The organism is Devosia sp. A16, assembly GCF_001402915.1.
Lineage (GTDB): Bacteria > Pseudomonadota > Alphaproteobacteria > Rhizobiales > Devosiaceae > Devosia_A.
Genome location: NZ_CP012945.1, coordinates 4,899,505 through 4,910,847 on the forward strand (window position 1 = coordinate 4,899,505; position 11,343 = coordinate 4,910,847).

Annotated in this window: 12 protein-coding genes; 4 read left to right on the top strand and 8 right to left on the bottom strand. The window is 65.1% G+C overall.

All coding sequences use genetic code 11. The features are described from left to right. Positions 1-126: 126 nt before the first annotated feature. The gene (locus APS40_RS23675; protein ID WP_055049381.1) at positions 127-1,158 is read left to right on the top strand and encodes an aldo/keto reductase; all 1,032 of its coding nucleotides are present in this window, start codon (positions 127-129) and stop codon (positions 1,156-1,158) included. Then, the gene (locus APS40_RS23680; protein WP_055049382.1) at positions 1,158-1,769 is read left to right on the top strand and encodes an HAD-IA family hydrolase; all 612 of its coding nucleotides are present in this window, start codon (positions 1,158-1,160) and stop codon (positions 1,767-1,769) included. Before APS40_RS23675 ends, APS40_RS23680 begins: the two co-directional genes overlap by 1 nt. 235 nt (positions 1,770-2,004) lie before the next feature. Here APS40_RS23680 and APS40_RS23685 read toward each other — a convergent pair whose 3' ends face one another. From APS40_RS23685 to flgB, 8 genes are all read right to left on the bottom strand, one after another. Beyond that, positions 2,005-3,183 (bottom strand): class I SAM-dependent methyltransferase, encoded by a 1,179-nt coding sequence (locus APS40_RS23685; protein WP_055049802.1) that lies wholly within the window; start codon positions 3,181-3,183, stop codon positions 2,005-2,007. 42 nt (positions 3,184-3,225) lie between these two features. Further along, on the bottom strand, positions 3,226-5,790 hold the full coding sequence (gene cckA / locus APS40_RS23690; protein ID WP_055049383.1) for a cell cycle histidine kinase CckA: 2,565 nt from the start codon (positions 5,788-5,790) through the stop codon (positions 3,226-3,228). 299 nt (positions 5,791-6,089) lie between these two features. Beyond that, a complete protein-coding gene (gene flhB / locus APS40_RS23695) occupies positions 6,090-7,172 on the bottom strand; it encodes a flagellar biosynthesis protein FlhB (protein ID WP_055049384.1) in 1,083 nt (360 codons plus the stop codon). Between the two features lie 91 nt (positions 7,173-7,263). After that, positions 7,264-8,034, bottom strand: a complete 771-nt coding sequence (gene fliR / locus APS40_RS23700; RefSeq protein ID WP_236884169.1) for a flagellar biosynthetic protein FliR — start codon at positions 8,032-8,034, stop codon at positions 7,264-7,266. A 2-nt stretch (positions 8,035-8,036) separates the two neighbouring features. Further along, complete coding sequence (gene fliQ, locus APS40_RS23705; protein WP_055049385.1) at positions 8,037-8,303, bottom strand: flagellar biosynthesis protein FliQ; 267 nt, start codon at positions 8,301-8,303, stop codon at positions 8,037-8,039. A gap of 194 nt (positions 8,304-8,497) precedes the next feature. Continuing rightward, positions 8,498-8,821 carry a flagellar hook-basal body complex protein FliE gene (gene fliE, locus APS40_RS23710; RefSeq protein WP_055049386.1) on the bottom strand — a complete coding sequence of 108 codons (324 nt, stop codon included), beginning with the start codon at positions 8,819-8,821 and terminating at the stop codon, positions 8,498-8,500. Between the two features lie 29 nt (positions 8,822-8,850). Further along, a complete protein-coding gene (gene flgC, locus APS40_RS23715) occupies positions 8,851-9,264 on the bottom strand; it encodes a flagellar basal body rod protein FlgC (RefSeq protein WP_055049387.1) in 414 nt (137 codons plus the stop codon). Positions 9,265-9,266: 2 nt separating this feature from the next. Then, positions 9,267-9,665: a flagellar basal body rod protein FlgB gene (flgB, locus tag APS40_RS23720; RefSeq protein WP_055049388.1), complete on the bottom strand. Its 399-nt coding sequence runs from the start codon at positions 9,663-9,665 to the stop codon at positions 9,267-9,269. A gap of 186 nt (positions 9,666-9,851) precedes the next feature. On the opposite strand from flgB, the gene APS40_RS23725 reads away from it, so the two are divergent. Together APS40_RS23725 and fliP are read left to right on the top strand one after the other, a co-directional pair. After that, positions 9,852-10,466: a flagellar biosynthetic protein FliO gene (locus tag APS40_RS23725; RefSeq protein WP_055049389.1), complete on the top strand. Its 615-nt coding sequence runs from the start codon at positions 9,852-9,854 to the stop codon at positions 10,464-10,466. Then, positions 10,432-11,211: a flagellar type III secretion system pore protein FliP gene (gene fliP, locus APS40_RS23730; protein WP_156343137.1), complete on the top strand. Its 780-nt coding sequence runs from the start codon at positions 10,432-10,434 to the stop codon at positions 11,209-11,211. The genes APS40_RS23725 and fliP overlap by 35 nt, the downstream gene beginning before the upstream one ends. The last annotated feature ends 132 nt before the right edge of the window (positions 11,212-11,343 follow it).

Sequence of the window (11,343 nt, forward strand, 5' to 3'; positions counted from 1 at the left end):
AGGGGTGGGGTTCAGCACGCGCCGGCGCCTCCATTCCCCCTTGCCCTAAACCCTTTGGCTGGTTTACCCCGTGTGACTGACATGTCAGTGTCCGCCGCCGTTCGGCCCAGGGAGTTTTGCGAAGAAATGAGCGCCACCAGTTTCAAGCAGCGCAAGGTTGGTCGGACCGACCTCGAATTGACCGAACTCGGGCTTGGCGGCGCGACGCTCGCCGGCATCTTCACCGAAGTCCCCGACGAGCAGGCCCGCGCCACTGTCGGCGCCGCACTCGATGCCGGCATCCGCTATTTCGACACTGCTCCGCAGTATGGCTACGGCCGCTCCGAGCACCTGATGGGCGACGGCCTGCGCTTCCGCACCGAGGGCGTCGTACTCTCCACCAAGGTCGGCCGCCTGCTGCGCCCGGTGCAGTCGGAAGCCGAGCGCGACTATCCGCACAACTGGGTCAAGCCGCTGCCGTTCGAGCAAGTCTATGACTACAGCTACTGGGGCGTCATGCGCTCCTACGAGGCGAGCCTCGCCCGGCTCGGCCTGAGCAAGGTCGATATCCTCTACGTTCACGATATCGGTCTCGCCACCCACAGCGCCGAACAGAACCCGATCTACTGGAAGCAGCTCGCCGAGGACGGCGGCTACAAGGCGCTGAAGGAACTGAAAGCCACCGGCAAGGTCTCGGCCATCGGCCTCGGGGTCAACGAGTGGGAAGTACTGATGGATGCCTTCGCTCTGGGCGACTGGGACGTGTTCCTGCTTGCCGGCCGCTACACCCTGCTTGAACAGACCTCGCTGTCGCCGTTCCTCACCACCTGCCTCGAACGCGGCGCCTCGGTGGTTTGCGGCGGCCCGTTCAATGGCGGCGCCCTGATGGGCACCGGCACCTGGAACTACGCCAAAGCGCCCGACCACATCGTCAAGCGCGTCGCCGACCTCGAAGCGCTGTGCAAGGAATTCGGCGTGCCGCTGGGCGCCGCCGCCCTGCAGTTCCCGCTGGCGCACAAGGCGATCTGCAACATCCTCCCCGGCCCAAAATCGCCGGCCGAACTCAACGGCATCCTCGACTGGTGGAACACCAAGGTACCGGATGCCCTATGGGATGCGCTGGCGGACCGCCAGCTCGTGGAAAAAGGCACGCCGCTGCCGAACGGACGTACCGCCTGATGCGATCCGGGGTGCTGATGATGGACGTCGATGGCGTCCTCGTCAGCGGCCGCCCGACCGATGGCAGACATCTGTTTGCCGAACTGGAAGCCGATCTCGGCCTGTCGCCGGACCGGCTGCGGGAGACGTTCTTCAGCCCATTCTGGGAAGCGATCGTCACTGGTCGCGAGGGACTGACCGAGCGGCTCGCCCCGGTGTTGGCGACGATGGCGCCAAAAGTCTCGGCTGAACGGTTGATCGCCTACTGGTTCGAGAACGACTCCCGGGTCGACCAGAACGTCCTCTCGGCGATGAAGCGCTACCGCCAACGGGGCGTACCGGTGTTCCTCGCCACCAACCAGGAGCACATGCGGGCCGACTACCTGATGCGAACGGTCGGGCTCGGCGCGCATGTCGATGGCATCATCTATTCGGCCGCGCTCGGTCACCGGAAGCCGGATGCCCAGTTCTTCGAACGCGCCGCAGCCATTGCCGGTGCGGCGCCCGAGGAGATCGTGCTGGTCGACGACACGCTCGCCAACGTCGAGGCGGCGCGACGAAGCGGGTGGAGCGCGGTGCATTGGACGGGCGACAGCACGCTGGACGATGAACTATCGCCCTATTTGTGGTGAGCACACCGTTCGTCTTCACAGTGATGGATCGGTGGCTTACCCCTCACCCGTCTCGGCCTACGGCCGATCCACCCTCTCCCCGACGGGGAGAGGAAAAGTGACGGCCACCGCACCCTCCGTATTCTTCTCCCCGTCGGGGAGAAGGTGGCGCGTAGCGCCGAATGAGGGGTGAGCCACAGAAGTTTGCCGCTGCTGTCTGCTCGTTGAGCCCCGAGCCAACCTCAAACGTCTGGCCCTAAAGCCCCACGGCATCCTCGAGATAGTGCCGCCGGATGCCGAAGAACTCTTTCGCTTCGGCCAACTTCCGCAGCTGCGACGCGTCCTTGCCGCGCTTGGTTTTCGTCGCGACGATCAGCACGTTCTTGGGCGTGTGCACGTCCGAGATGAATTCGAACACTTTGGTCGAGTAGCCGAAATGCTCGAGGATCATGGCGCGCATGGCGTCGGTGACCATCTCGGCCTGCCGCTCGACGAAGATGCCGTGCTTCATCACGAAATCCAGCGCGTTGCCGCGGTTCGAAGTCTCGATCTCGCGGCGGATCTGCTTGTGGCAGCACGGCGCCACGACGATCAGTTCGGAGCCTGCCGCGATCCCCTTGGCGATGGCGTCGTCGGTCGCCGTGTCGCAGGCGTGGAGCGCAATCAGCACGTCGGCGCCGGCAGAGTCGAAATTCTCGATCGTTCCCTGCTCGAAATGCAGGTTGCTCACGCCTGTGGTGCGAGCGGTGTCGTTGCAGAACGTCACCAGGTCGTCGCGGAATTCGACCCCGACCACCTCAGTTGTGCGGCCCAGGTTCTGTTTCAGATAGTCGGCCACCGCGAAGGTCAGGTAACCCTTGCCGGCGCCCATATCGATGACGCGGTTCAGCTTGCCCTCGGGGATGGCTTTCAGCAGCGGTCCCAGGATTTCGACGTACCGGTTGATCTGCCGGAACTTGTCGCCGGCGGCCTTCAGCACTTGACCGTCGGCGCCGGTGACGCCCAGCTCGGAGAGCCACGCCTTGCCGGCCGCCGGGATCGGCCGTGCCTTGGCGCGATCGTGCGACAGTGACGCCGGCGCCTTGCTGGTCGGCTCGCTCTGCTTCAGCCGCGGTGACTTGCCCTGGCTGTCGAACTGCAGGTCGAACCGGGTGGTGAACAGGAAGGCCTGGCGAAAGTCCTTTTCCATCAGCCGCCTGAGCTGTCCCAGGGCGCCTGCCGGCGGATGGTTCTGGGTCAGGTCGCGGGTCTGGTGATGGAAAGTGAAGCTCAGCTTCAGCTGCTCGCGAATGATGGCCGGCTTGACGTCGACGCTCTTCAGCGTCTCGTCGGCGCCGAACGGCAGGCGCAGCGCCAGCCGCACGAAGCTGCCGTCGGCGACGGCGCTGTCGAGGGCGGCGAGGAACTGATCGATTTTGGGCAGGCTGCTATCCATGCCCGGCATATAGGCCCGATCGCGCCGAAACGCTACAGCCCGCTATTCGGCGCCCTGCTCGATCTTGCCCAGGACGTCCTTCACCTTGGAGTTGATCTGGTCGAGCGAATAGGGCTTGGGCAGGAATTCGACGCTCTGGTTGTCGGCGATGTCCTGCCGGACGTTCTCTTCGGCGTAACCGGAAACGAAGATCACCTTGAGATCCGGCATGTGCTCGCGCACCTTGGTGAGCAGCGTCGGGCCGTCCATCTCCGGCATCACCACATCCGAAATCATCAGGTCGATCTTGTAATCGAGCTCCTCCAGCACATCGAGCGCCTCGTCGCCGCTATCGGCCTCGAACACTTCATAGCCCGTGGTACGGAGCGCCCGGGCCGAGAAGGAGCGCACGCTGTCCTCGTCCTCGACCAGCAGGATGCGTTCGTGACCGGTAAGATCTTTCACCGGCGCCGCGACCTGCTTGACCGTCGCCTCCCCTTCGGCCGGCACGTAGCGCGGCAGGAAGATGCGGAAGGTGGTACCCTTGCCCACGACAGAGTCGGTGTAGATGTAGCCCGCCGACTGCTTGACGATGCCGTAGACCGTCGAGAGCCCGAGACCGGTGCCCTTGCCCAGTTCCTTGGTCGAAAAGAACGGCTCGAAGATCTTTTCCAGGATTTCCGGCGGCATGCCGGTACCGGTGTCCTCGACTTCGATGAGCACATAGTCCGCCGCCGGCATGCCGCGATAGGCGTAGCCCTGCGACTCCTGCTCGGTGACGTTGCGGGTCCTAAGCGTAATGGTCCCGCCATTGGGCATGGCGTCGCGCGCATTGACGACCAGGTTGACCACCACCTGTTCGAGCTGCACCAGGTCAGCCTTTACCGGCCAGACCGGGTTGGCGTGCTCGACTCCCAGCGTGATCTGCTCGCCGATCAGCCGCTTCAGCAGCACGGTGAGGTCGTCGAGGTGCCCAGGCACCTCCAGCACCTGTGGCCTCAGCGTCTGCCGGCGCGAGAAGGCCAGCAGCTGGCGCGTCAGGCCCGCCGCGCGGTTGGCGCTGTTCTTGATCGACATCAGGTCGGCAAAGGATGGATCGCCCGGCTTGTGCTTCAACAGCAGCAGGTCGGCAAAGCCGATGATGGCGGTCAGCACGTTGTTGAAATCGTGCGCCACCCCGCCGGCCAACTGGCCGACCGCCTGCATCTTCTGGCCTTGCGCGAACTGCGCCTCGAGCTTGCGCTGCTCGGTCATGTCGAGCGCATAGACGTTGATCCGCTCGGCGGCGCCCTCGGCCTCCTCGGAGCTCGACACATAGAGCCGGACGGCGTGGTCGCTGCCGCGGGTCAGCGTCGCATCGACCGGCTCGATCTCCGAACGGCCGGCAAGCGCCGCGTCGATCGCCTTGGCGAAGGCCTCGCGGTTGGTTTCGGCCAGCAGATCCGCCATCGGCTGCATGTCGATCGATTGCTCGCCGCCCGACCAGTCGAAGATCCGGCTGAACGGCGCGTTGGTGCGGACGATGCGGCCCGATTTGTCGAGCGTCGCGATGGCGAAAGGCGTGTCGTTGAAGAAACGCGAGAACCGTACTTCCGAGGCGCGCAGGGCCTCTTCCTTGTCGGCGCCCTGCCGCCGATCGAGCACCAGCGTGCGCGTCTCGCCCAGCTCGCCATCGGCGAGGCGGGCGGCGCGGTGCATCAGCCGCACCGGGAAGCTGGTGCCATTGCGCCGCACCAGGTCGATGTCGATGATCTCGGTACGGATTTCGCCGTCGGAGCGGCCGCGCATCAACAGGCTCGCGCCGTCGCCGCGCACGATCTCGCTGAGCCGGATGGTAGTGGATTCGAACTCGGCCAGGTCGTAGCCGAGCCAGTCGGCCAGCGTCGAGTTGAGGTACTGCACCCTGCCCTGCGCATCGGCCGAAAAGAAGCCGGCCGGCGCGTGATCGAGATAGTCGATGGCGCGCTGCAGCTCGAGAAAGGCGTTGTCCTGCCGCTCACGGTCGCGGGTGATGTCCTCGACCGTCCACAGCACCAGGGGCTTGCCGCCCTCGTCGATGGTGGGCAGCGCCCGCACCCCGACCCGGTACCAGAACGGCTTGGTCGAGCCACCCACCGAACCGCCCAGCCCGCCGATGATGCGGATGTCTTCGATGGCCGGCCGACCGTCACGGGCAGCACGCGCCAGCCGGTACACGGCCTCCGAGGCTTCCGGCTCCCCGGCGAACAGCCGCGGCACCGACACCGGCACGCCATCCGTCACCCCGCCGGCAAACTCGCCGTAATGCGCGTTGACATAGCTGATCTTGCCCTCGCGATCGGTCACCAGCGCGCCGAACGGCAGGCTGTCGACCACGGCGCGGCTGAGCGTCTGGGTGTCCTCGCTGGCGGAAAACCGGAACAGCCCCGCCGCCACGGCGAACAGGCAGAACACCCCGACCACGGCAAGCAGCCCGAGGAACACCAGGATCAGGTCGGCGGGAATGCGATCGCCCATCGTGGCGAGCAGCACCGCCCCCGCAATGAAGAAGCCCGCCAGCGCCACCACCCGCCACAGCCCGGCGCTGCTGCGCCCGCGGTTCAGCAGCGGGTTGGGATAGTTGTCCTCGTCGAGCGGCAGAGGTGCCATGCGCTGGGAGTGCCCCGGGGAAAAGTCACGCCGAATCGGCCTTCTCAAGGTCTAGCAAAGCCACAAGTCGGTTGGGTAGCCGCAATGGCGTTATCCCCGTCGCGTGGGGCGGATTTGTGGGGGAGGAGCACACCCGGACCGATCACCAGTCGAGCCGGCTACCACCGGCGTCATTCCCGCGAAAGCGGGAACCTATGTTTTCTGGCCTGCGGCACCATCGCAAACGGAGATCCCCGCATTCGCGGGGATGACGCCGGTGGGCATCACTGCCTTTCGCGGGGCTTGGAAGGGCGAGAGCCCTACTCCGCCGCCCACCCACGCGTCTGCTTCAACCGCATCACGAAGCCGATGACTTCGGCAACCGCCTTGAAGTGTTCGGTGGGGATGGTGTCGTCGACATCGACGCTGGCAAAGAGCGCCCGGGCCAGCGGTGGGTTCTCGACGATCGGGACCTTGTGCTCCTTGGCGAGCTCGCGGATGCGGAACGCGATGGCATCGGCGCCTTTGGCGACGCATTGCGGCGCTGCCATGTCGCGATCGTATCTGAGCGCCACGGCGAAGTGCGTCGGGTTGGTGATCACCACCGTCGCCTCGGGCACGGCCGCCATCATGCGCTTGCGGCTGCGCTCCATGCGCACCTGCCGGATACGGCCTTTGACCTTCGGATCGCCTTCCTGCTGCTTGTACTCGTCGCGGGTTTCCTGAACCGTCATCTTCAGCCGGTTCCACCAGCGGTTGCGCTGGTAGACATAGTCGGCGATGGCGACGATGGTGACCACTGCCAGCACCGCCCCGAAGATGTTGAGGCTCAGGTCCATGAACTCGGCGGCGATCATCGCCGGCTCGAGCTGGATCATCATCTCGAGGCTGTCGATCTTGGGCGCCAGTACAAACCACAGCACCGCCGAAACCACCGCGAGCTTGATCAATCCCTTGGCGAAGTTGACCAGGGCCTCGGTCGAAAACAGGCGCTTGGCGCCCTCGATCGGGTTTATCTTGGAGAATTTCGGCTTGATCGGCTCGAGCGACAGCAGCGGACGGTGCTGCACCAGGTTGGCCGCGATGCCGAATGCGGCGAGGACGATCGACGGCAGCACCGCCACCATCAGGATCGAACCGGCCAGATTGCTCCAGAACGCCGTCAGCGCCTGGCTGCCGACCTCGAACTTCTCGGCATTGCCGAGCAGCACCTTGAGCTGTTCGACGAGGCTGGCGCTGGTCGGCCCTGCCATCATGGCGAACACCAGCGCCGAGCCCGACAGGATGAACCAGGTATTGACCTCCTGGCTCTTGGCCACGTTGCCCTTCTCATGGGCGTCGCGGAGCTTCTTTTCCGAAGGGTCTTCGGTTTTCGATGACTCTTCGGGGGCCTCGTCGCTCATCTACCGCATGTCTCCCGGCTTCGGGACAAAGACATGCGCAAAAACAGGGAGCCAAGGCGCCTCGAACGCGTCTGGAGGATCGCGACGCGCATCAGCGAACGCCGCGCAGCATGGCGAGCACGCCTTCGAAATGCGTGAGGTAGAGCCCCATCATCATGGTCAGCAGCAGCGCCATGAGGATCAGCCCGACGCCGACCGTAGCCGGCATGGCGATGAAGAACACCTGCAACTGCGGCATCAGCCGGCTGAGGATGCCCATGCCCAGGTTGAACACCAGCCCGAACACGATGAACGGCGCCGACATCTGCACCCCGATGACGAAGGCGCCGGCCACGGTATCGACCACCGTCTGGGCGGCGTCGCCGAACATCAGCGGCTCTTTGGGGGTGAAGATCATGTAGCTGTCGTGGATCGCCGACAGCGCCACATGATGCAGGTCGGTGGCAAAGATCAGCGCGATGCCCAGAAAGCTGAGGAAGGCGCCGATCAGCGCCCCCTGTACCCCGCCATTGGTCGGGTCGGCCGCCTGCGCCACCGAGAGCCCGGAAGACGAGGCGATGATGGCGCCGGCGGTCTGCGTGCCGGATACTGCCAGCCTGGCGATGGCGCCGAGGATCAGCCCGATCACCACCTCGTGCAGCAGCACCACGACGATCTCGGGCAGGTTGGCTGGCAGTGCCGGCAACTGCGGCGAGACGATCGGATAGAGCACCGCGGCAAAGGCCAGCGCGAAGCTCAGCCGCATCCGCGCCGGGATGCTGGTCTCGCCCAGCGCCGGGATCAGCATCAGCATGGCGCCGACGCGGGCAAAGATCAGCACGTAGAAATAGGCGGTCTCGGGCAGCCAGTTGAGCGAGATCATCGTCAGCCGCCGGAGATGATCATGTCGGCAATCCTGGTCATGTAGCCGCCGAGGATGGCGCCCATGAACGGCAGGGCCAGCAGCATGGTGATGAAGATCGCGAGAATCTTGGGAACGAACACCAGGGTCATTTCCTGGATCTGCGTCAGCGCCTGGAACAGCGCGATGACCACGCCAACCACCAGCCCGACGATCATCATCGGCGCCGCGACGAGGATCATCACCCAGATACCCTCACGGGCGAGATCGAGGACCGCAGCGCCGGTCATGGCGCGGCCTCGTTGCCGACCACTGCTCCAGCCCCATACCCGGTGTCATCCCAGCGAAAGCTGGGACCCAACTCGCCTCCAGCGCGGGCGGAAAGATGGGTCCCGGCTTTCGCTGGGATGACATCGGTGCGTGGGTGAGAATGGTTCATGAGCGCGGACCTGCTATCCGCAAGCTATCGCGAGTCGCCCTGCCCTCAGATCGGCATCCGCATGATTTCCTCATAGGCGGAGATCACCCGGTCGCGGACCGTCACCATGGTGTCCATGGCGAGCTCGGTCTGGCTGATGGCGGTCACCACGTCGACCATGTCGCCGCGCCCGTTGACCATGTCCATCGCCTTGGTGTCGGCCACCTTGCCGCTGTCGACCACGCCTTGCACGGCCTGGCCGAGCAGCTTGGCGAAGTCTTGCCCGCCGCCGAGATCGGCGACCTGGTTGAGCTGCGGCTTGGGCGCCTGCCCCAGCAGCTTGGCGGCATTCGAATAAGCAGCGGTAGCGGCATTGATCGGGAGAGCCATGAGCGGATCCTGGAGCCAGAGAAAGCGCGTCAGCCGCGCAGGATATCGAGGGTGGAACCCAGCATCTGCCGGGTGACGGTGACGACGTTGAGGTTGGCCTCGTAACTGCGCTGCGCCTCGCGCATGTCCATCGTCTCGATCAGCGAGTTGACGTTGGGGTAGCGGACATAGCCGGTGGCGTCGGCCGCCGGGTGCCCGGGCTCGTAGCGCGAGGTGAAGTCGGATTGGTCGTAGGCGATGCGGCCGATCTCGACCTTCGTCGCCCCCAGTTCGTTGTCCATCACCGCCTTGAAAGTCGGGATCTTGCGCCGATACGGGTCCTCCCCAGGGGTCTTGCCGGCCGAATCCGCATTGGCGAGATTCTCGGCGATCACCCGCATGCGGGCCGACTGCGCGTGCAGGCCGGTGGCCGCGATCTTCAGGGATGAGAGAAAGTCGTTCATCGCTATGCCTGCTTGCCGAGAGCGGTTTTGATCAGCTTGACCGAACGGGTGTAGAGCGCCGTGATCGCCTGGTAGTCCATCTGGTTGCCGGCCACCTTCATCATCTCGTCTTCGAGCGTGACGCCGTTGCCCTCGGGGGTGATCTCGAAGCTGTTCATCGAGCGCGCGCCGAACCCGTCCGCAACGGTGCCGGAGATGGCGATGTGCCCCGGCTGCGTCGTCACCGTCGCGGTCTTGGCAGTCGACAGGCTCTTCATGTGCTCCTCGAAGCCATAGGCCTTGAGGTCGCGCCCCCGATATCCGGGCGTGTCGGCATTGGCGACATTCTCGGCCAGCAGCGTTTGCCGGGCCTGGTGCCAGCGCATTTTCTCGCTGATGGCGTCGAGCAGCCCTAGTTTCATGGCAGGTCCAGAATCCCCCGGGGAACTGGGCAAATCCTGCCTAGCAAGCGTTAACGAGACATTAACCATGGGCGTTCTGACGCCGAGTTGTCTCGCATTTTGCACAATCTGAGCGCATTACTGGGCAAGAAGTTCCACTGATTTGCGTTCGGATGGCCACCCCGAGCGTCAACGGAGTGCGCGGCGATGCAGTTCATGACCAGTCTGCTGGGCGAGTCGGCGGGAACCATCGTCACCTCCGTGCTCGCGCTGGGCATTGTCCTGGTGCTGATCGTCCTCGGCCTGTGGGCGCTGAAGTGGCTGACCCGCGGCACTGCGGTGGTCGGCCGCGGTCGCAATCGCCGGCTCAGCGTCATCGACCACATGCAGGTCGACGCCAGGCGCCAACTGCTGATCATCCGGCGCGACAATGTCGAGCACCTGATCCTCACCGGCGGCCCGCAGGATGTCATCGTCGAAACGGGCATCCCGGTGGAGCGCCCGCCCATGCCGAGCCGCCGCAGCGTCGAGCAGGAAGTTCCACCACCCGCCACCCCCACGCTCAGCAAGTCCGAGATCGACCGGCTGCGCGAGTTCGTCCGGCCCGGCGTCCGCAAGTCGCCGTCGCTCCGCCACACCGGCCTGCTCCGTCCGGTGAGCAGCATGGAGCCCGCGGTGATCCCGATGCCGGCGATGACTGGGGATAACTCCGGCCGCGACAAAGCCGACTCAGCTACAACGCCCGCAGGCAAGGATAACGGGCGGGCTGCGCTTGGCGCTCAACGCAATCTCGGGGACGAACCCAAGGCGGACACGCACTAGCCGGCCGGCCGTCCGGCGGGGCCTTACTCTCGTCGCCCTTCTGCTTGCGCTGATCCTGCCCGGGCTCGCCTTCGGCCAGGACATCTCGATCGATTTCGGCAACGACGCGACGATCACCGAGCGGGCGGTTCAGCTGGTCGGGCTGATCACCCTGCTCTCGCTGGCGCCCTCGATCCTCGTCATGGTGACGAGCTTCACCCGCATCGTCGTCGTGCTGTCGCTGCTGCGCACCGCAATCGGGCTGCAGACCGCGCCGCCCAACTCGGTGATGGTCAGCCTGGCGCTGTTCCTGACCCTGTTCGTCATGGGCCCTACCCTGCAGCAGAGCTACGACAACGGCATCGCCCCGCTGATCGCGGGCCAGATCCAGATCGAGGAAGCCTTCACCCGGGCGTCCGGGCCGGTGCATGACTTCATGGCCGCCAATGTCCGACCCGCCGACCTGCAGCTGTTCTTCGACATGTCGTCGACTCCGCCGCCCGCCGATCGTACCGCGATCCCGCTGCAGGTGCTGATCCCGGCCTTCATCATCTCGGAGCTGCGCCGCGCCTTCGAGATCGGCTTCCTGCTGTTCCTGCCCTTCGTCATCATCGACATGGTGGTGGCGTCGGTGCTGATGTCGATGGGCATGATGATGCTGCCGCCGGTGGTGATCTCGCTGCCTTTCAAGCTGATCTTCTTCGTCCTGGTCGACGGCTGGCACCTGGTCGCCGGCTCGCTGATCCGAAGTTTCGTCGGTACTTAGGCATACTCGGATGGGTTGGCCGTCGAGCTGAGCGACGCGAATTTACCCACCACCTCACCGGCCCACCGGACGTCATCCCTGCGAAAGCAGGGACCCGACAATCGGCTGGCGCAAGGGGAGAGTTGGGTCCCT

Excerpts from the sequence above, each read along its gene's own strand:
- APS40_RS23675 (WP_055049381.1), top strand. The coding sequence starts at position 127 with ATGAGCGCCACCAGTTTCAAGCAGCGCAAGGTTGGTCGGACCGACCTC.
- fliE (WP_055049386.1), bottom strand. The coding sequence starts at position 8,821 with ATGGCTCTCCCGATCAATGCCGCTACCGCTGCTTATTCGAATGCCGCC.
- cckA (WP_055049383.1), bottom strand. The coding sequence starts at position 5,790 with ATGGCACCTCTGCCGCTCGACGAGGACAACTATCCCAACCCGCTGCTG.
- flgC (WP_055049387.1), bottom strand. The coding sequence starts at position 9,264 with ATGAACGACTTTCTCTCATCCCTGAAGATCGCGGCCACCGGCCTGCAC.
- APS40_RS23725 (WP_055049389.1), top strand. The coding sequence starts at position 9,852 with ATGCAGTTCATGACCAGTCTGCTGGGCGAGTCGGCGGGAACCATCGTC.
- fliR (WP_236884169.1), bottom strand. The coding sequence starts at position 8,034 with ATGATCTCGCTCAACTGGCTGCCCGAGACCGCCTATTTCTACGTGCTG.
- fliQ (WP_055049385.1), bottom strand. The coding sequence starts at position 8,303 with ATGACCGGCGCTGCGGTCCTCGATCTCGCCCGTGAGGGTATCTGGGTG.
- flgB (WP_055049388.1), bottom strand. The coding sequence starts at position 9,665 with ATGAAACTAGGGCTGCTCGACGCCATCAGCGAGAAAATGCGCTGGCAC.
- APS40_RS23685 (WP_055049802.1), bottom strand. The coding sequence starts at position 3,183 with ATGGATAGCAGCCTGCCCAAAATCGATCAGTTCCTCGCCGCCCTCGAC.
- flhB (WP_055049384.1), bottom strand. The coding sequence starts at position 7,172 with ATGAGCGACGAGGCCCCCGAAGAGTCATCGAAAACCGAAGACCCTTCG.
- APS40_RS23680 (WP_055049382.1), top strand. The coding sequence starts at position 1,158 with ATGCGATCCGGGGTGCTGATGATGGACGTCGATGGCGTCCTCGTCAGC.